This window comes from Paenibacillus allorhizoplanae (assembly GCF_927798215.1).
GTDB lineage: Bacteria > Bacillota > Bacilli > Paenibacillales > NBRC-103111 > Paenibacillus_E > Paenibacillus_E allorhizoplanae.
This window is the reverse complement of the sequence record NZ_CAKMMW010000022.1, coordinates 13720-34058: the sequence shown is the minus strand read 5'-3', so window position 1 is coordinate 34058 and position 20339 is coordinate 13720. Positions and strand designations below refer to the sequence as shown.

Annotated in this window: 18 protein-coding genes and 1 riboswitch; of the genes, 5 read left to right on the top strand and 13 right to left on the bottom strand. The window is 44.5% G+C overall.

Annotated elements, in window-relative coordinates; all coding sequences use genetic code 11:
• Positions 1-5 precede the first annotated feature (5 nt).
• The 3 genes from L6I86_RS27120 to L6I86_RS27110 all read right to left on the bottom strand — a co-directional run bounded on the left by L6I86_RS27120 (position 6) and on the right by L6I86_RS27110 (position 3168).
• Complete coding sequence (locus tag L6I86_RS27120) at positions 6-845, bottom strand: carbohydrate ABC transporter permease (RefSeq protein WP_236291523.1); 840 nt, start codon at positions 843-845, stop codon at positions 6-8.
• On the bottom strand, positions 842-1720 hold the full coding sequence (locus L6I86_RS27115; RefSeq protein ID WP_236291522.1) for a carbohydrate ABC transporter permease: 879 nt from the start codon (positions 1718-1720) through the stop codon (positions 842-844). Before L6I86_RS27115 ends, L6I86_RS27120 begins: the two co-directional genes overlap by 4 nt.
• A gap of 77 nt (positions 1721-1797) precedes the next feature.
• On the bottom strand, positions 1798-3168 hold the full coding sequence (locus tag L6I86_RS27110; RefSeq protein ID WP_236291521.1) for an ABC transporter substrate-binding protein: 1371 nt from the start codon (positions 3166-3168) through the stop codon (positions 1798-1800).
• Between the two features lie 514 nt (positions 3169-3682).
• On the opposite strand from L6I86_RS27110, the gene L6I86_RS27105 reads away from it, so the two are divergent.
• On the top strand, positions 3683-5758 hold the full coding sequence (locus tag L6I86_RS27105) for an acyltransferase family protein (protein WP_236291520.1): 2076 nt from the start codon (positions 3683-3685) through the stop codon (positions 5756-5758).
• An 83-nt stretch (positions 5759-5841) separates the two neighbouring features.
• Here L6I86_RS27105 and L6I86_RS27100 read toward each other — a convergent pair whose 3' ends face one another.
• On the bottom strand, positions 5842-6678 hold the full coding sequence (locus tag L6I86_RS27100) for an AraC family transcriptional regulator (protein ID WP_236291519.1): 837 nt from the start codon (positions 6676-6678) through the stop codon (positions 5842-5844).
• 151 nt (positions 6679-6829) lie between these two features.
• Here L6I86_RS27100 and L6I86_RS27095 point away from each other — a divergent pair, with 151 nt between their 5' ends.
• Positions 6830-7963, top strand: coding sequence for a glycoside hydrolase family 88/105 protein (locus tag L6I86_RS27095; protein ID WP_236291518.1), 1134 nt, complete (start codon positions 6830-6832; stop codon positions 7961-7963).
• A gap of 92 nt (positions 7964-8055) precedes the next feature.
• Here the strand turns inward: L6I86_RS27095 and L6I86_RS27090 are convergent, their stop codons facing one another.
• Positions 8056-8559, bottom strand: a complete 504-nt coding sequence (locus L6I86_RS27090; RefSeq protein WP_236291517.1) for a DUF421 domain-containing protein — start codon at positions 8557-8559, stop codon at positions 8056-8058.
• A gap of 183 nt (positions 8560-8742) precedes the next feature.
• On the opposite strand from L6I86_RS27090, the gene L6I86_RS27085 reads away from it, so the two are divergent.
• Positions 8743-10893 (top strand): 5'-nucleotidase C-terminal domain-containing protein, encoded by a 2151-nt coding sequence (locus tag L6I86_RS27085; RefSeq protein WP_236291516.1) that lies wholly within the window; start codon positions 8743-8745, stop codon positions 10891-10893.
• A gap of 87 nt (positions 10894-10980) precedes the next feature.
• On the opposite strand, the gene L6I86_RS27080 is transcribed toward L6I86_RS27085, so the two are convergent.
• The 3 genes from L6I86_RS27080 to L6I86_RS27070 are packed head-to-tail and all read right to left on the bottom strand — an operon-like array spanning position 10981 to position 13490.
• Complete coding sequence (locus L6I86_RS27080) at positions 10981-11775, bottom strand: ABC transporter permease subunit (RefSeq protein WP_236291515.1); 795 nt, start codon at positions 11773-11775, stop codon at positions 10981-10983.
• A 26-nt stretch (positions 11776-11801) separates the two neighbouring features.
• Complete coding sequence (locus L6I86_RS27075) at positions 11802-12599, bottom strand: ABC transporter permease subunit (RefSeq protein ID WP_236291514.1); 798 nt, start codon at positions 12597-12599, stop codon at positions 11802-11804.
• A 6-nt stretch (positions 12600-12605) separates the two neighbouring features.
• Positions 12606-13490, bottom strand: coding sequence for an ABC transporter ATP-binding protein (locus L6I86_RS27070; protein ID WP_236291513.1), 885 nt, complete (start codon positions 13488-13490; stop codon positions 12606-12608).
• A 115-nt stretch (positions 13491-13605) separates the two neighbouring features.
• Positions 13606-13772, bottom strand: a riboswitch (cyclic di-AMP (ydaO/yuaA leader).
• 409 nt (positions 13773-14181) lie between these two features.
• On the opposite strand from L6I86_RS27070, the gene L6I86_RS27065 reads away from it, so the two are divergent.
• The gene (locus L6I86_RS27065; protein ID WP_236291512.1) at positions 14182-14511 is read left to right on the top strand and encodes an antibiotic biosynthesis monooxygenase family protein; all 330 of its coding nucleotides are present in this window, start codon (positions 14182-14184) and stop codon (positions 14509-14511) included.
• A 61-nt stretch (positions 14512-14572) separates the two neighbouring features.
• On the opposite strand, the gene L6I86_RS27060 is transcribed toward L6I86_RS27065, so the two are convergent.
• Positions 14573-15403, bottom strand: coding sequence for an AraC family transcriptional regulator (locus L6I86_RS27060; protein WP_236291511.1), 831 nt, complete (start codon positions 15401-15403; stop codon positions 14573-14575).
• Between the two features lie 141 nt (positions 15404-15544).
• On the opposite strand from L6I86_RS27060, the gene L6I86_RS27055 reads away from it, so the two are divergent.
• Positions 15545-17605, top strand: coding sequence for a beta-galactosidase (locus tag L6I86_RS27055; RefSeq protein ID WP_236291510.1), 2061 nt, complete (start codon positions 15545-15547; stop codon positions 17603-17605).
• A gap of 43 nt (positions 17606-17648) precedes the next feature.
• On the opposite strand, the gene L6I86_RS27050 is transcribed toward L6I86_RS27055, so the two are convergent.
• The 4 genes from L6I86_RS27050 to L6I86_RS27035 all read right to left on the bottom strand — a co-directional run bounded on the left by L6I86_RS27050 (position 17649) and on the right by L6I86_RS27035 (position 20130).
• The gene (locus L6I86_RS27050) at positions 17649-18014 is read right to left on the bottom strand and encodes a VOC family protein (RefSeq protein WP_236291509.1); all 366 of its coding nucleotides are present in this window, start codon (positions 18012-18014) and stop codon (positions 17649-17651) included.
• A gap of 56 nt (positions 18015-18070) precedes the next feature.
• A complete protein-coding gene (locus L6I86_RS27045) occupies positions 18071-18523 on the bottom strand; it encodes a MarR family winged helix-turn-helix transcriptional regulator (protein WP_236291508.1) in 453 nt (150 codons plus the stop codon).
• A gap of 513 nt (positions 18524-19036) precedes the next feature.
• Positions 19037-19219, bottom strand: a complete 183-nt coding sequence (locus L6I86_RS27040; protein WP_236291507.1) for a hypothetical protein — start codon at positions 19217-19219, stop codon at positions 19037-19039.
• A gap of 107 nt (positions 19220-19326) precedes the next feature.
• A complete protein-coding gene (locus L6I86_RS27035; RefSeq protein WP_236291506.1) occupies positions 19327-20130 on the bottom strand; it encodes a DUF2935 domain-containing protein in 804 nt (267 codons plus the stop codon).
• Between the last annotated feature and the right edge of the window lie 209 nt (positions 20131-20339).

Here is a 20339-nt window from a genome sequence, read left to right as displayed (position 1 = left end):
TCAGTTTACCCTTTCACGGCACCTGCAACAAAGCCTTTAATGAGATATTTCTGCGTAAACAAGAACAATACGATTAAGGGTAAAGTCGCCAATACGCAAATGGAGAAAATCGGTCCCCAATCCACACCACGGTCGACTTTAAATTTAAAGATCAGCGTAATCAAAGTTGGTGTATGGTTAATATCCAAGTATAACAATGGACTAATGAAATCATTCCAATACCAAAATACGGTCGTTACGAGTATCGTGCCCGTAGCCGGCAACAACAGTGGAAAAATAATCAACCAAAAGGTTCGGAATCGTCCTGCCCCGTCGATCGAAGCCGACTCTTCCAGTTCCCTCGGAACCGATTTGATAAATCCGGTATAAACCATCGTCCCATAAGGGATTCCGCCCGCGACATACAGCAGGCACAAGTACGTGAGCGAGCTTTGCATATGAAGAATTTGCTGTAATTTGAATAAAGGAACCATGCTCGTCTGAATCGGAATAATCATGCCGGATAGGAACACATAGAATAACAATTGAAAATAACGATGTTGGTTTCTTCCAATAATATAACCCGCCATCGACGAGACGAGAATATTGATAGCGAGCGTCACCAAACAAATATAGAGGGTGTTGCCCAGAGCCTGAAACAGATGGGTCTGCTCGAATACTTTGGCGTAATTGCCGAAATACCAATGTGGGAGTTTAAGCGGTTCGTAGAACTCCGCACTCTTCTTCATACTCGCTGCGAATAAGTAGATAACCGGAAAAAGATAGAGCAGAGCCATGACTAGCAGAATTACTTCTAGCACAAAAAAAACAGGCTTGCGCCTTGCTGTAAGGGAGGATTGTGTCATAGTTCCACCTCCATTTTCCGGGTAATTCGCAATTGTAGCGTTGTCACGATCAGGCAAATGATCATGAAGACAATACCTGCTGCCGTTGAATAGCCATACGTTTGATTGACGAAAGCAAAATTATAAATTGCTTGTGCGATCGTCAGCGTCGCATCCCCTGGCCCCCCGTTTGTGAGTACAAACGGTAAATCGAACATTTTTAAAGAGCCAACAAGACCGAAAAACGTACAAATCGTCACCACCGGCATGATCAGCGGGATAATGATATAAATGACCTTACGCCAGCCGCTGGCACCATCTATCTGCGAGGCCTCCAAGATTTCCTTGGGAATGGACTGCAGCCCTGCCAAGTAAATAATAGCTCCAAAACCGGTACCCTGCCATACGGAAATCATAATGATCATCCCAAGCGCATAATGAATACTCCCCAGCCAATCTTGCGTGTACGCACCCAATCCCAGCCCAGTTTGTACTGCATTCATGACACCGTCGTATTTCAATAAGAAGTTCCACACGATCGACACGACGACCAAGCTAATAATAACGGGCAAATAAAAGGCGGTTCGCAGGATCGATTTTGTCCGAAACGGTTTGTCTAAAAGCAAAGCCAGAAGCAAGGAAAGCGGATTAGAGATGATAATCCCGAAGATCACGATGTACAGCGTATGAAGCCCACCATGGAGCATCGCCTGATCGTGAAATAAGTCGGTATAATTTTTCAGACCGATGAAAATAGGTTTGTTAATCCCGTCCCATTGCGTAAAGGAATAGTACAGAGAGCTAACAAACGGATAATAATTAAAAAGTAAAAATATGAAGGTCGCTGGCAACGTTAACAACAGCCCAAAGCGAAACAGCTTGCGTTCATTGTTCATACGATTCTCCCCTGATTAGACAGCCAGCTTCAGCTGAGGCCACAACTGGCTATCCTTAGAGTTTTTACTTAGCGTTCTTATTGCTTAGGAATAACGATTGTTCCTTTATCTTTATCATAGTTCTGTTGAGCAACTGCGAGTGTATCACCGATATCCCCACCGCCGATGACTTTCAGCACCCCGTTTTGAATCCCTGTCCAAGCTGAGCTAGCTAGGAAATTGCTGCTGTTCACGCCGATTACGGAAGCGCTGGTGTTCATTGCATTCATCACGTCCGTCATGGCTGGATTGGCGAAATCCCCTTTAATATTTTTAATGCCAGGGAAAGCAACGTCTTTGATGTGCACGGATAGAACGTCCTGGCTTAAAACCATGGCAACAAAATCTTTCGCCGCTTGCATATGCTGCGTTTTGGCATTGACCGAAATGCTGTGGTCAGGTCCCGCTGAAAGCGCTGATTTCCCCTCTTTATTCGGCATTGCGAAGAAACCAACTTCTTGCTTCGGCATACCTTTGTCCTTCACGTCACCGTCCATCATCCCCGGTACCCAGTTGCCTTGAATAATCATGGCCGCTTTCCCTTGCTCAAAAGCAGCCAAGCTGCCCGGCCAATCCAAGGATAGGGCGTCCTTATTGAAGTAACCGCCCTTAGCCAATTGCAGGAACGCATCTGTCGTAGCTATCATTTCTGGGCCAGTAAGCTTAGCCTTGCCATTATAAATATCGAATAAATAGTTCGGGTTAGCCACTTCGATCATGGAATCGGCGATCACGCCAAGTGTCAATCCAATCGTCCACGCGTCTTTGAATCCGGCAATAATTGGTGTCACTTTTTTGGCTTTCAGCTTTTCGTTAATAGCGATGAAATCATCCCACGTTTTGGGTGGCTGCAAGCTGGCATCGCTAAATATCTTCTTGTTATAAAATACACCGTTCACCGAAACCGTTGCTGCTGCGCCGTACAGCTTGCCATCGAAGGACTCCAACGGCTTAGTAGCATCCAGGACATTCGCCGCCCATGGTTCGTTAGACAAATCAGCCAAATATCCGGCTTTTCCGAATTGCGCGACGTTCTGACTGAAGATGACATCCGCCGCACTGCCTGCGGTAAGATCCGCCTTCAATTTGTCCATATATTTCTCCCCAATTAACGTATCCCATTGCACCTTCACATTCGGGTATTTTTCACGAAACTTCTTTTCTGCTGCTTGTTTGAAATTCGTTGATTGCGTCGTGTCATCCAAGAACCAGCTGGATACCCGCAACGTGTAAGAATCGTTATTCGCATTCTTTGGAGCTTCACTACTCGCAGTCGTTGGAGCTGCGGATTGCTTCTCGCCCGTGGAAGCTATGCTCGGCGATGGACTGGCTGTACTGTTTCCGCAAGCCGCTAACGTCAAGGACATGGCCATTAATGCCGATATACTAACGACGAAATTCTTTTTCATTTCTAATACCCCCGCTCATAAATTTGTTTTACAAGCTTATTGTAAACGGTTTCTTGCCGTATTGTCTTTGCTCGATTCACTTCAGTTTTTGTTCTTTTTTCAGATCTATTTCAGCCATTCACTCCCTTCACGATAGATTTTGAAAAATAGCTCTACCCCTTAACAGCTCCTTCCGCAATCCCTTTAATAAAATGCTTCTGCAAGAAAAGGAACGTAATAACTAGCGGTAATGTCTCAACGTATATACACAAAAAAAGATGGCTCCTTACATCCGAAAATGGAAAGCCGTCTTATCTTACACACTCCTAACTTCCTAATGAAGGAATCCTCCGGATGGATCTTCTCTGATCATGATAACGACGATATGCAGCTATCGTATATCTTCAATTTCATGTTTAGATCATCCGACTCCAACTAAAAGAAAAAAACTTTGTTTCTTTTTGAACTGCTAGAAGTAGAACACAGTCTAAGAAGTATTGTTTTCAGGAATTGACACATTGGGGGATTTATCAACATGAAGGAAATCACACAAAATCATCGGCTTTATATGCCTGGATTGGATGGGATCAGGGCGCTCGCGGTTCTTGCTGTAATTAGCTATCATCTCAACTGGGGATTTGCCTCAGGGGGATTCTTAGGAGTAAGTGTATTTTTTGTACTCTCCGGTTACCTGATTACGGATATGCTGATTGAAGAGCGCAAGAATAAACAACGTATAGATCTAAAAAGGTTTTGGATTCGTCGCATCCGCAGATTACTTCCTGCAATGGTGGCCATGATAATTGCTGTTGCCGTCTATCTAGCAGTTACGAATATCCCGAGGTTATTTTCCATACAGGGGGATATTTGGTCGGCTTTAACATATACAAGCAACTGGTACAACATTTTTCACCACATCTCTTACTTCGAGAGCTTCGGACCTCCTTCGCCTCTAGGGCATCTGTGGTCGCTTGCCATTGAAGAGCAATTTTATTTGATATGGCCGCTGCTTGTCATTGGCTTGAGTCGTTTCTTTAGCCCAACACGCGGTAAGTTTGTTTTACTTACACTCGCTGGAGCCATCCTTTCTTTCATCGCGATGATGCTTTTATATGATCCTGGCACGGACCCCAGCCGGGTATATTACGGAACGGACACAAGGGCGTTCGGACTCTTGATCGGTGCATCCCTTGCTTTTATATGGCCAAGTAGTAAACTTATTGACCCTAATTTACGCAAACATCGTTTGTGGATAGATATGACGGGTGTAATTGGACTATTGGTTGTCATCTACATGTTTATTCGAACCGGAGAATACGATCCATCGCTGTACACAGGTGGTATGCTCCTCCTTTCCTTCGTATCATCTTTCGTTATTGCAGCGGCAGCAAGTCCAACTAGCTTGGTTAGCAAAATTCTCGGTTGGAAGGCTCTACGTTGGATCGGTAAACGGTCTTACTCCATTTACCTTTGGCATTATCCTGTGATCGTCATAACGAATCCGACTAGCCCTATTACGGATACCAGCTACTTTCTCCTAATGATTCAGCTCGCGCTCAGTATCGGATTAGCTGCTTGGTCCTACTCCTTTATTGAAACCCCTTTTCGAACTGGTGATTGGAGCATTTGGTCCAAAATCGTCAAACTTCGGTTGAATGGGATGACAACGCAAACTCCATTTAAGTTTTTAGTTAGAACCGTACCGCTTGTCATACTTATGCTGATCTGCGTTTCCAACATTATGAATTTGAGCATATTCTCTTCACAAAGTTTGACGAGATTAGCTGGGACTGCCTCGCCTGCGAGTCAATCACGCGAATTAACGAGCGATGTCCTGACTACATCTCCTGACGTTAATCAATTGCCAGGTTTGACAAGCCCTGTCACGACATCTACACCTATAGGTAAAAATTCGCTTGCTACAACAAGTCCTACACCGACAGCATCACCTACAGCTGAAAATGCACCTGCACGGACAAGCCCCGTCCCGACGGTACCTAAAACTGAGAATCCAGCTATACTAACCAGCCCTGCCCCAACGGTATCGCCTAAAGCTGAGAATTCAAATGCATCGACAAGCCCTGCCCCAGTTAACGCCTCTGGCGCAAATAACCCTGTTCTGTTAACCCAAAGCGTTACAGCTATCGGGGATTCCGTCATGCTGGGCGCTGCTCCGGTTTTAGAGAAAATGATTCCAGGGATTACTGTAGACGGGAAAGTCAGTCGGCAACTGTCGCAAGCTCCTGACATGATCAAGCAATTCAAAGCCGATAACACATTAGGTCCAATTGTCGTCATTCACCTCGGTACGAATGGACCTTTTACCTCGGAACAGCTTGATATTCTGCTCGAAACGATTGGAGATTACCGCAAGATTATTCTCATTAATACACGTGTACCCAAAAAATGGGAGTATGTAGTAAATGGTACTTTGGCAAGTGTAAGTAGAGGGCATGCGAATGTTAAACTCGTCGACTGGTATTCATATAGTGAAAATAAGCTGGATTGGTTTGTCAGTGATGGTGTCCACTTAACAACTAAGGGAGCTGAAGCTTACGCCAAGCTTATTCTTAATGCTATTTCATCTATGAAAAATTTAGATCATAAGTAAGTAGCCGGGAAACCTGCGATGGCAGTAACCAAACAAGAAAATAAGAGGCAGGCTTAGCCCTACCTCTTATCACAGATCATCTCCTATTTGTCCTTCCTATAATACAACGGGGCATGTCCTGTCACCAATTTGAACACTCTGCCAAAATGCGTTACACTGCCGAAGCCAACCTTTCTGGCAATCAGACTTACTTTCAGCGAAGTTTGCTCCAAGAGCTTTTTCGCTTCCTTAATCCTGACACTATTCAAATATTCCACGAATGTAAACCCCGTCGCTTCTTTGAAAAATCGGCTTAGATAATAGGGACTTACATAAAATTTCTCCGCCAACAGATGCAGCGGCAGATCCTGCATGTAATGGGTGTTCATATAACGAACAACCTCTAAGATTCTTTCATACATAGGGCTTGGTGTATCCAATGGCTCTATCGCGTTCTGCTTAACATGACGACAGCAAATAATGAGCAGCTGCAACACCAACGTCTGCGCAAACATCTCGAAGCCAGGTTTCTTTTCCTGCATCTCCTGCATGATGCTTTGAGCAACCGACTCGATAGCAAGCTTGTCTTGCAGCGGACATTTTATGATTAAGTAGGCATGCTCAAAAAGGGGCTGGAAGATGTCCCGGTAGGCATCATTCACAGAGGCCATCTGGCTCTCATGAATATTCACAATGAGCCGCTCATGCTTCGGCATTTCCGTATTGGTGGTCCGATGAAGGATATTCGGGGAGATGATGACGACATCCCCTTCTTCGATAATCATCGTCCTGTCCTTTATAAAAAACGTCCGTTTGCCGGACATCAAATAGAAGATTTCGTAGGTACTGTGAAAATGGTTAACCGGCATATTGTGACTTAATGCTTTACGATAAGATACGGAGAAGGAACCTTTTCCGTTATCGAATTGAAAATCTTCCATGTTCTACTCACCTTTCACTCCGTTTAACCATTTATTATACGCCTCTCCTCATATCCTGCAAGATATAAGAAGAAATTACGTATTTCCGCAAAAAATGTACATTTTCCTCTGCTAAGATAAGCTTAGTAGATTGAAGGAGGAATAAACGAAGATGCAAACTTCCGAAAACAACATCCAAATCACTAACACCACACAAGAAGCACTGACTCCCATCCAATGGGCGGAAAAAGCGTGCGAAGCGTTAATGGCCAAATTTGAACCCGAACAGCTTCCCCCGGACCGTTTCCACTATCATCAAGGCGTCTTTCTTTCCGGTATGGAGAAGTGCAGGCGGGAAACTAACGACGATAAATACTACACGTATATCAAACGATGGGTGGACAGCCAGATTCTCCCTGATGGCAGCATCAAGAAGTACAATCCAGAAGAGCTGGATGATATCCAGCCTGGCGTGTTGCTCTTTAATCTATATGAGAAAACTGGCGATGAACGGTATAAGAAAGCCTTACACACATTGGTTCCCCTATTAAAAGCATGGAAAACCAATCCATCCGGCGGATTCTGGCATAAGGAGCGTTATCCGAATCAAATGTGGCTAGACGGCTTATATATGGCGGGGCCCATTGCTACGCAGTTCGGTAAAACCTTCGATGAAGCCGAGTATTTTGACATGATGACCTATCAAGCTATTCTCATGGAAAAGCATACCAAGGACCCTGACACCGGCCTGCTGTACCACGGGTGGGATGAAACTAAAGCTGCTGCTTGGGCTGATCCTGTAACAGGCTTGGCTCCGGAATTCTGGGGACGGGCGATCGGCTGGTATCCCGTTGCGTTACTGGAAATGTTCGAATACCTTCCTGCGGACCACAAAGATAAAGCTGAGTTAACGGGAATCCTTCAAGACCTGCTCATCGCTTTGATCCCCTATCAAGATGCTGCCACAGGTTTATGGTATCAAGTTGTGGATAAGGGTGACATGGCGGATAATTGGCTGGAAAACTCCTGCACCGCTTTGTATGTGCATGCTATTGCCAAAGCCGTGCGATTCGGTTATTTGGATCCTAAATATTTGACCTATGCGTGGAAGGGCTATCAAGGGGTTATTGATACGCTAAAGTTTGATGAGAACGGTCATGTAGTCATTGGCCAGATCTGTATCGGTACAGGAATCGGTGACTACGCCCACTACATCGCGCGTCCTACAAGCGAGAACGATTTGCACGGCGCTGGCGCATTTATCCTTATGTGCGTGGAAATGAGCTTAGCGGCGCAGGAAGTTTAACGGCATCGCAAAGGAGCTAATGCGTGTTTGCGCTTAGCTCCTTTGCTCTTGGTCTTATGGGTTGATAATTCTGTGCGGCAGTTCATGTGCATCTATTTGGGTAACCGAGACTCGATGAGCTGTTTCAGCTGTTCAATATCCTGCTTCGTCGCAGGAACTTTATGTGGTTTTAACCGAATCGTCAGCTGACCGCTGGACTCAATCGTTGCGCATTCCACATCATCGCGATCGTTGATCCCGGCGGTGCGCAGCTGCGCATTAAGCCCTTCATCGGTAAGATTCAGCGATTTCATTGCACTAAGCTCCACTTTTCCGTTCACAATAATCGGTATTGGTTTGCCGATCCATAAAGCACGAAGAGACGCATAACGTACCAGCAAAGTTCTAATCAACCATACGGTCAATATAAGAACGATGGCAGTGCCGAAGGTCTTCCACATGTTTGCATCCTCAACAGGTCGAATGAATAACGGACCCAGAATCAGCATTAACAGCACGTCAAGCATTGTTAATTTGCCAATTGATGTACGACCGGTAAGTCGGAGGAGCAATGAACCAACAGTGATAATGACGATCGCTTTCCAAATCCAGTCCACATGCATAAAATCCTCCCCTTTAAGAATCAGTATTCCACGATTTCAGCATCGCTTATACCGAAGGAATTCAGAGACTAAATAGTTAATAATTTCTTTACTTCTCAAAATCTAGCATTTCCTTTATACTAAAAGACGGGTTTATTAACCAATGTTCTATTAATTAGTAGGAGGAATTTTTAACACATGAAAAAAACATTCACTACTCGCCTTACTGCGCTTGCGCTTGTAACCGTTCTCACTGGTTCTTTCGCTAGCAACCTAGCATTTGCCGAAACAACCACACCGACTTCACCTGTTTCAATGAAAACAGATATGCGTCTTGCCATTGATAATGGCATTGTAGAGGGCTACGGAGATACAGACTATCGTGGTGCCAATACCGCTACTCGCGCTGAAGTGGTAACAATGATTAACCGTGCAGCCAAGCTGCAAAGTGCTGATCCTAGTACGGTTACGTTCACGGACCTTGCGACTTGGCAAAAACAAGCGGTTGCGAATGCCGTTGCAGCTAAGCTAATTAGCGGTTTCGCTGATGGTACGTTTCATCCGAATGCTGCCGTGACGCGTCAAGAGCTTGCCGAGTTAATCGTGAAAGTCGTTACTGGCGGCCAACTGCCACAAGTAAACGAGAATGTGTTGAATTACTTCAAAGACTCCACTTCTATCGCCAAAGATTCCCGCCCTTATGTCGCTTATGCCGTCATTAGCGGAATTTTCACTCCTACTCTCGATGGTAACTTCAACCCTACTGCTGAAGTAACGCGTGATGAAGTAGCTAAGGCGCTTAAGCCTATTCTATTTAAAGTGGTTGATATTTTAACAACGAACGATATTCACGGTAAAATCGAAGTCGGCTTCGATAAAAAGCGTAATCAAGGTCAAGGCGGGATCGAAACATTCGGCGGGATCGTGTCCGATTTCCGTGCTGTCAATCCCAAAGGAACAGTCGTTGTTGACGGCGGCGACGCTTGGCAAGGTACACTAATTTCCAATACTACGAATGGTCAATCCGTGATGGATACAATGGCGCAAGTGCAATATGATGCTGCGGCAATCGGAAATCATGAGTTCGACTTCGGCCGTGACGTTCTGATCGACAATATTAAGAAGGCTAAATTCCCTATTCTCGGGGCTAATATTATTGATGATCAAACCGGCAAACGAGTCGACTGGACACAGCCTTATGTCATTATTGAAAAAGATGGCCTGAAAATCGGAATCATCGGGTTCGCAACGCCTCAAACGAAAACAACAACGAAATCAACGAACATCGAAGGCCTTTCCTTTGTAAATCCAGTTCCTTTGGCGAAAGAATTGTCAGATGAGCTTCGCGCGAAAGGCGTCGATATCATCATGGTTACCTCCCACCTGCCAGGTGAGCAAAATCAAAAATCCGCTGAAATTATTAGTGAGCTTGCTGATCTTGCAAAAGGTACTGGGAATGGCACCTTGGATGCGATTGTTGGTGGTCACTCCCACATGCGCGTTGCCGGTATTGTGAATGGCATTCCTGTCGTTGAAGCTCAAAGTTGGCTATATGCAGTTGGACACATTCAACTGTTCGTAAACAAAACTACAAAGCAAGTCGTTTCCTCCAATGCAAGCTTGCTCGAGACCTATACGAACTTAACGACGGCTGACCCGAAAATTCACCAAACGGTTGAAGACTATAAAGCCAAAATCTCAGGCAAATCCGGCGAAGTAGAAGTCGTAGTTGCAGAGCAGCTTAATCGTAAATCTTTCCGTTTTGCTGCTAATGGCGGGGCTGACCGCGACGGTGCAACACAGTTAGGCAACAGCATTACAGATGCGATGCGCGCTTCTGAGAAATCCGATATTGCTTTCACGAATATTGGCGGTATTCGCACGGATATTGACAAAGGTGAGCTAACCTATAGCGAAATGTTTGAAGTACTCCCTTTTGGCAATTACAATGTAACGGGTACGATGACTGCTGCACAAATTAAAAAAGCGCTCGAAGTTACAGACAAGTATACAAGTCTTCCTGCCATTCAATTCTCAGGTTTGAAGGTAGAATGGGATAACACAAAGCCACTTGGTGAGAAATATTCCAAAATTACTTTAGTAGATGGCACTCCGATCTACGTGGATGGCAAGTTTAATACAGAACGTACGTTCAAAGTGACAACCAATGATTTCATGGCTACAGGCAGTGGCGATGGCTTTACGGTATTCGGCGAAGTGAAGGATTGGAAAGATGGCGCCATCATGCTAGACGCTTGGGTCAATCACGTCAATTCCCTGAAGGCTGCTGGTAAAGAGTTATCCGTACAAGACGATGGTCGCGATGTGCGTTTGGATTTGAAGAAATAAGCTATTATTTTATTATTAATCCCATTAAATGAGAAAGACCTTTTGCCCGCATCCAGCTATGGATAGGGTGAAAGGTCTTTCTAGTCTTTAGACGTGCAAATCTCGTTTTTGAAAGGAAACATACGTAACAACCGTCAGTAAGGCAATGATAACTACCGAAATGATGACAAACACGGCATCGAATCCACCGCCATACATCAAATTCTTCGCCTCATAAAATTTAAACGGGGTTACATATTTCAAGAATGCCAGTTTATCGTTAAAATCAATGGCAATGGATAAGATAAACGTAATGAGCATGATGCCCGTAGACAGCGAGGCTGCTTTTTTGGAATTTCGATAAACGGCTGCAATGGATGTTCCGATGACTAGAAAGAGCAGCTGCAAAATAAACATACCCAGCATGACGATGGAGATATCACCGTTGACCGCCTCGCCTTTGCTATATGCCCCAACAACCAACATGCTCGAAATCCATGACACGAGGTTAAAAATAACAATGTTAACTAAAGCGCTTAGTAGCTTCCACGTGATGATTTGATGCCTGGATAAAGGCTTTACGAATAAAAACTCTGCCGTCTTATCCCGCTCTTCCTTCGCGATGATATTGGCGCCCAGCATGGCCGCATGGATCGTTGCCATTAACAAGAAATATAGGACCAAGATGCCAAAATAACCGCTAGCCTTCGATAAATCTAACGCGCCGCCACCCATAATCACTTGGAGTGACTTTGGCATTTCCGCCATAAGATCATTCATCTGTCCGTTCGCTGCTGTTGCTTGATACTTGTTCATGCCGCTTGCGATTAGAAAAATGAGTCCTAGACTCCAAAAAATCATCGATTTCCGATACGTTTTCAGTTCACGCCAAAAAATATTCACGTGCTATTCCCTCCTCTCACCCGCTTTTATACGGCATGAACATCCTTTTTCGTGTAAATAATGTAGCTGGCCGCAATCGAAACAACGATAATTGCGAGGGCTGCATTGACATAAGAGGCTTCATAGCTGGCATGTTCAAGCATGTATTTTCCACTAAAGTATTTAAATGGTGAGAAATAGCGTTTGACCCCCTCCCCATCTACGGCAACGATCATTCCGATAACGAAAAAGGCAAACACCGTACCCAGACTAACGGATAAAACTGCTTTGATTTTAGAAAATACGACCGAAATGATGAATCCGATAGCAAGAAACATCAGCTGGATAAACAGCAAAGTGAAGGAAATTAATAGAAATGTGCTCACATCAAAATCGACCGTTTTTACTTGAAGCGCCATTAGATAAGCTGCAGCGATATAGATTACGCAGGTAATAACTAAGGAAGTAACAGCCGCTAATAGCTTGGAAGTTACTATTTTCGTACGTGTTACGGGCTTTGTAAGTAGAAAGTCTGCTGTTTTCTCACGCATTTCTTTCGAGAGTATGGACGTTCCCAGAACCATAGCTTGAATGGCTCCGCAAAGCGTAATGTACATAAAGATGTACATATAGAACCCGAGTAGGGTACCAAACGTTTCGATTTGAATACCAAGCGCTTTCCTGACCCCTTCTGGATACCCTTCTAATATGGAAGAAAACTCAGCAAAATCCTTAGAAACCGAAGGAAAAAGGGATAGGAATAAAACGATGACCGCAATTAAGGAGCACGTCCACGTCATCGTGGATTTCCGATAAGCTCTCAATTCATGAAGGTATATATTCATCCCCCTCTAAGCCTCCTTCTCATAGTAGTGCATAAAGATCTCCTCTAAATCAGGCTCTTCGATCCACAGATTATCAATTTCGATTTCAGCAATCTTTCGCATGACTTGATTAATGTTGCCTTTAAATAAGAAGCTCGTCGTCTGGCCATGGACATCAATGTTATTGACCCCGGTCATTTTGAAAAAGTTAGGATCAAGCGCTTGTGCCGTATCCACTTTAAATCGCTTGAAGTTGTTTTCTTTTAACGTGCTGATTTTCTCAACCGTTACAATCCTGCCTTCCTTAATAATAGCGACTCGATCACATAATCTTTGAACTTCACTCAATATATGAGAGGAAAAAAGAATCGTAGCTCCTCTTTGATTCTGTTGTTCGAGCAATTCGAAAAACCTCTGCTGCATGAGCGGGTCCAGTCCACTTGTAGGTTCATCCAGAATAATGAGCTTAGGATCATGCAGCAACCCTTGAACGATGCCCACCTTCTTTTTGTTCCCCAGAGATAGATCATCAATTTTCTTCGTAACGTCTAGATCCATGATTTCAGCAAGTTCTTTGATTCTCTTGGTGCAATCCTTCTTGTAAAAGCTGGCCGAATACTTGAGTAGGTCGATCACCTTCATGTTGTCATAATAGAACACCTCGGACGGTAAATACCCGATCTCTTTCTTAATTTCTGGCGCAAACTGGATGCAGTCTTTCCCGAAAATTTTGGCACTGCCGCTAGTTGGAAAAATCAGTGACAGCAGCGTTCGAATCGTCGTTGATTTCCCTGCTCCATTCGGCCCAATAAACCCAAAGATCTCCCCTTCTTCGATTGAAAAACTAACATCGGTAATCCCTCTTGCGTTCCCATAGGTTTTGGTCAGATTGTTGATTTCAATAGCATGCATGGTATTGCCTCCTTATAACAATTATGTAACATTTTGGGTTGACGGCATGCAAAAAGAAGCCCTAAGAGTAGAGAATCTCTACTCTCGGACTTCTTTACATAAGAAGGCGAGTGTACGGTTCTCTCTCAATGCACCTACGAGGTTAGCTGTCGGATTCGGACTTGAGAGCGTCCTACCTAATGCTTGCGAGCATTAGGATTCACCCCATGAAGCCAAGTATTGCTTAAACGGCTTCGATTGGTTCCCCCGTTTCCCCTACTGGGAATTAAGTGGTTTCTTATTACCACATAAGAAAGTATAAGTTTTCGGTTCCCGAAAATAGCTTTCTTATTGGCGATAAAACCTACCTCTATACGCGGTCGCTCATCTTCGAGTGGCTTCGATAGAGGTTTTCTCACAAAAATCAACTTGTCGTAATGAATCTTACGCCGTTCTTTATCGAATGTAAAACGTAGATTCGCCTTTTATTTTTGCTTATTTGACTTTGGTAGTTGATGAAAGCGCATACATATAGGAGTGACGTTGATTATCCCATACTTTGCTACTTATTAGTGCTCTTTAGGAGATAAAGCTCTGTGGCGTCGGCTGCTAAGACGATCACGTCAATTCGAACACCATTGGAAACGATGAAATCAATCTGATATACTAACTCCAATAAATGGAACCTATGACTTTAAAATGGAGGAATCAAATGTCCACTTCAAGCATGATTACTATGGCGATGTATCGCCCCCATCCTGGGAAAGAAGCTGAACTAGCCGAGATTGTTAAAGGGCACATCCCTATGCTTCGCGAAGAAGGGCTTATCACCGAATTCCCGCCAGTGACACTTCAATCTGTAGATGGAACGCTAATTGAAATATTTGAGTGGTTATCAGAGGAATCTATGCACAAAGCGCATAGCTCCCCGAAAGTATGGCCGCTTTGGGAGAACATGATGAAAGTTGCCGAAATGGTAAGCCTCTCGTCACTTCCTGAGGCTGAGAAGCCTTTTCCGAATTTCAAAAGAGTCACGCTGTAGAGGCAATGGCTCGCAATAACATGTAAAAACCTTCAATTACTTGAAGGTTTTTTACGCGTTTTTAGTTGCTGTACAGCCGCCGATACTCCTGTGGCGTCATTCCGATATGCTCTCGGAAGCGCGCAATAAAATAGCTGCTCTGGGAAAATCCGACATGCTCTGCCACTTGCTTAATCGTCCATTCGGTAGACATGAGCAGTTGTTTAGCTACAACAAGACGACATTCGAACAGCCACACGACCGGAGTCCGCCCCATTACTTCGTGAAACATTCGACTAAAATAAAAGGTACTGAAACCTGCCTGCTCAGCCATCTGCAGGAGAGTTAGCGGTTTCGTGCAGTGCGTACGAATATATTCCGCAACCTCTCTCATCCGTGCGCGCTTATCCAGTATCGTTACTGTTCCGTGCGTCTCCGCACGTAAGGCAAGCTCAGCCAGCAGTTCATAGAGTTTTACAGCCAATTGTACCTCGTTCCGATCATACGGAGATGCCAGCGCCAGTAAGTCCCCGGTCAATTGTTTGAGCTTAGGTACATCCCTGTACGTAAACAGCCACACAGCTGAAGTGCCTTGATCATTCAACAGCCTGTCGAGTCCCTCTCCTGCAAGGTGTACCCAGAATACTTGCCACGGATCATTCGGATCCGTTCGATACTCCTGCTCAAGGCCCGCCCCGTAATAGAACCCTTGCCCTGCTTCCAGGGAATACTCCTTCCCATTCGCTTTGACATAGCCTTTACCACTTAATACAATATGCAAATTGGCTTGTTGCAACTGCCCCTTAAACCGCCATTCCTGATGCTCGGGGAAATCCGCATATTGACCAATCATATCCGGATAAACCGTGTAGTGTTTGTACATGGGCTCCGGTAATACATAGTGAATTCTCATATACCCTCCAAAGCGCAAAAATCTAATACATGCAGCAAAATGATGTTATATACATAATAATATAAAGAAATATAATAAGTACATAAGGATTTTGAATAACAAAAAATTACTATATCCATAGAAACGGGGATGTTATTATTCATGGAAAAGACCATTCCGGGTGAGAAATTTGATCTAGGCGTATGCTACTACCCTGAGCAGTGGCCTGAGGCTATGTGGGCGGACGACTATAGGAGAATGCGAGAAATCGGCTTTACCATCGTGCGAATGGGTGAGTTTGCATGGAATTTCTTTGAACCAGAGGAAGGGGTATTCGCCTTTGATCTGTTCGACCGCGCAATTGATCTTGCTCACGAGCATGGACTACAGGTCATTCTCGGCACTCCCACAGCAACACCGCCTGCTTGGATGACCTACAAATACCCAGAGATTCTGAATGCTAACTTTGATGGCGTGCAGTATCAGCACGGACTGAGACGTCACTACAATTACAGCAGCCCCATTTACCGCGAATACTGTGCGAAAATTACTGAGGCTATGGCGCGGCATTATGCCAACAATCCAGGGGTCGTAGGCTGGCAGATTGATAACGAGCTTAACTGTGAGGTGAACGTCTTCTATGCCGAAGCAGATCATGCCGCATTTCGGAAGTGGGTACAGGAGAAATATGGTACCTTAGACGCATTAAATGAGGCTTGGGGAACCGTCTTCTGGAATCAGAGCTACTCGGACTGGGAGCAAGTTCATTTGCCTCGCCCGGCGCCTTCCAAATCCGTTAACCCACATCAAGCGCTGGATGAAAAGCGATTTATCTCGGATAACACCATATCCTTCGCCCGTTTACAGGCAGACATCTTGCGACTGCTTGCCCCAACACAGTGGGTCACCACCAACGGCATGTTTGGCCATTTGGATAGCCATGCCATGACGGATGAACTGTTGGACTTCTTTTCTTTCGACTCGTATCCGAACTTCTCAACCATTTGGAACGATGCCGAGCGCGAGAATCCACTCATGGATCGCAGCAATTCCAACCAACTCACCAAGGTTCGTTCGATCTCACCCACTTTCTGCATTATGGAGCAGCAGTCAGGCCCTGGCGGTTGGGTGAACACAATGGGACAATCAGCACCCAAACCAGGCCAAATGCGATTATGGACCTATCAATCAGTTGCTCACGGGGCGGATATGGTCCTGTTTTTCAGATGGCGAACGGCAACATTTGGCACCGAAATTTATTGGCATGGGATCAACGATTACCATAACCGTCCTAACCGAAGGGTTGCTGAAGTAGCAACAATTAGCCAAGAATTGGGGAAAATCGGAGAGGTTATTGCCGGATCTCGTTTCACAGCGGAAGTGGCTATTCTGCACGATTATGACAATGAGTGGGATGGGGAACTTGACCAATATCATGGGCCGCTAACAAGAGAGAGTGAATACAACTGGGGGAAAGCCCTGCAGTTCAGCCATATCCCTTACGATTATTTGTATGTGCAAAATAAGACTACCCTAGATGACCTAGCTCGTTACAAGGTGCTCATCTACCCTCATCCTGCCATCATGTCAGAAGAAACGGCCGAGCTGCTTAAGCAGTATGCAGCTGCAGGAGGCAAGCTTATTTTTGGAGCCCGATCCGGTTATAAAGACCAACGCGGGCATTGCCGAATGACGCCATTCCCGGGTCTCATCGCAGAACTGTGCGGCATAACTGTGGAAGACTTTACGCTCGTCCTGAAAGAAGCGGCGACACCGAACTTGCGCTGGATCGATGGTGGAGACGACGCCAGTACGCCTGCACGTCTGTTCAACGACATTCTCCTGCCAGAGAGCGGCAGCGTAGAGACACTAGCCCTGTATGATGGCGACTACTATACAGGCAAACCGGCGCTTACCCGCAACCCATATGGCAGCGGTGAAGCCTATTATTTCGGGGCCGCGTTCAGCCGCGAGGTAGCGGATGGGTTGATCCGCCGCCTTGGGCTGCAGCCTGCTACCGCAGGTTGGGCGGAACTGCCGTCTGAGGTGGAGGTTGCCATCCGCGTGAAACGGGATCGCCGGTTTGCCTTTATCCTGAACTACACCGACAAACCAGTCAAAGCTAATCTGCTGAAGGAGCTGGAAGACTTGTTGGAAGGTGAACGGGTTCGTATGGGGGAGCTGGAGATAGCTCCTTATGGTGTGAAGGTTTTGGAACTATAATGAGAAAGGAACCGGTCAGCTGGCCGGTTCCTTTCTTCTCATTCTATCGATAATAGGACAACACCCAGCACACGCCATTTCGATCCGTAACGATGGCAAGCAGTCCGTTGAATGGCGCTTCATACATGTCCACGTTAATTGACCCACCTGTCGCAAGCTCTCCGTAGATGGTTCGAAACGCTTCCTCTCTCTCAATCGTCACGAACACTCTCACGTAATCACCTTTCATGATTGGCTTTGCCGCTAGTGTATCGGCAAACTTAAGGATGGCCCCCTCGACATGTAGGTCCGCGTTTAGCACTTCTTCTCCTTGCTTGCGTAAAATCGTAACCTCGCCGCCAAAAATACTCTGATAGTACTTGATTTCATCCTTACAGTTTTCCACAACGATAAAGGGAATAGCTTTCATCATCTACATCCTCCTCACAGCTATTTGCTCGTTTCCGATCAACCCTGCGTCTGCTACTAATCGGTCAAATTGTTAAGTACGATTTTCAGCAGGCTTACCATCTTGTCATACTCTTCATCAGTCATGCCTTTTCTAGTTTTATTTTTCACACGAGCCAGAGCTTCCTGTACCTTAGGTACCACATCACGTCCCGCTTCCGTCAAATATAACAACTGATAACGGTTGTCAGAGGTATCGACTTCCCTCCGTACATAACCTTCTGCTTCTAGCTTGGAAATGGCTTTCGCGGTTGTTGTCTTATCAATGAGCAGCTTTTCGCTCAGCGCTTTCTGCGTAATGGGCTGCCCAAACGCGATCGCCATTAGAAAAATATATTGCCCGCTTCCGATACGATATGGTGCCAACTCGGCTGAGATCGCTATCTGCATATGGCGATAAATCGCTGAGATGTATTGGCCATGTGATTCAGTTGGTATACCATCGTTATTAGGACTCCATTGGTGACTCATATTACTTTCCCTCCTTTATGTAGGATGCTATTGCAACTAATTTCATCATATGCTGGATAGGATGCTATTGCAACTATTATTTTAAAAAGAGGGATCGTAGCTGCTTGAGATTCTTTATGTACAGGATGGTTATTATCGATGTAGTTGGGGAATGAGCATGAGAAAAGCTGCCGATCATTTACGGCAGCCTTTTGGTGTTGTTTTAAACTCTAGTTACGATTCGTCTTTTCATCGTCCTTTAAGCGCGAAGTAAACAGGAAACGAAATGGCAGTTGCTATACTCAAACAAACAATAGAACTGGGGATCATTATTTTTTTCATTTACAGTGCTCCTTACTTCCTTCAATTCTTTAAACCAAAAATTCTCTAAGTTGTGCCATTATTATGGGTAATGAAGATAAAATTTATTCCCAGAAATCACATAAAAGCCCGGGGGATGCTTTCCCTCGAGCTTTCACTTTCGTATAAATGACTTATGCAGGAGTAAGCCTATTAATTTTGAAGGAGTTTTTGCTAGTTATTATCATTATTAAATATTTCATCTAGCTCCGAACTATGTTCGTTGGCTGCTGCATTAATTTCCTGATCAACCTTGTTACTTCCTTGCATTTGCTCCGCGGCTTCTGCTTGATTGTTCAGTTGCTCAACAATTTGTCCAGTGCCATGAGCTCCTTGCTGTCCTCTATTTGATGTCATCGTTTTTATCCTCCTTTTCCAAAGATCGACTTCCAGCTATATTATGAGGATATTTTCTAACCTTATTCACATCATTTAACTAAATTATTTATTTTCTAAAATCTAAGTTATTCCGCTTCAACTCTTGGTTTGGTTGGATCGCATTCCGGCACAGTAACAGAAGCTCCGCTTTGTGAAAGTTTTAATAAATAATAACATTCTTCTCGGTACATATGATCTGGTACAAGCGGGTTTAATCGGCTAAGCAGTTCTGCACTTATATCTATGGTTTCAAGTTCCAGTAAGAAAGCCATAAATATAGACATCTCCATATTCACATCGTTATGGAATCTGGTCAATGCTGGGAAGGTTGTTCTCATTGTACGTGTATATCCGGATAATTCAATCGCCTTTAAATAAAAGGCATTGAAATGCTGCTCGAACTGTTCACTCTTTTTTATTAATCGTTTTTCGACGGCATCTAACTCCATGGCAATGGAAACCGCATGTCCGCTAGCATCTGGCAACCAGAGTAAATCATGGTGAAGAGGAGAATAAATGGGTACTGGTTTTCCCTCTAAGAGTGAAACAAGAATTTTCAAATATTCTTCAAGCTCATTGACCATATGATTAATAAAGGTTGGTACAAGCCCAATTTTTATTTTCCCTACTAACATCTGGTCTAACAAGCTTAGTTTAAATACCCGTAGGTTTACGGTTAATTCATAAGCGTGTTTATTCAAGTCATTGATTCTTGAAGGAGCATCAGGTTGTCTTGCCACATGCAGGAGCTGATCGAATACATTGATAAATTCATTGGCCTTTTCAATTTGTTGTGTCTCTCTCGGCGGTAAGGCGTTAAAGATAAACCTAGCGTGGTCTCCCAATATTTGAAGCCAAAAACGATGTTCGAACAATGCTTGTTGAATCATAACAAAACACACCTCCCTATTCCTACTCCAACGGTATGTTTGTTTGTTAATTTTATGATTGATTCATTTTCAATTAATACAATGAAAAAGGGTTTCCCATTGCTGGTATAGGAGTTGGGGTTATCCTTCCGTGCTTAGATTGTCCAGTTTATAAATTGGACACATTGGCATAAAATGGGGGCAACCGTCTCATACTAACAACGATGGAG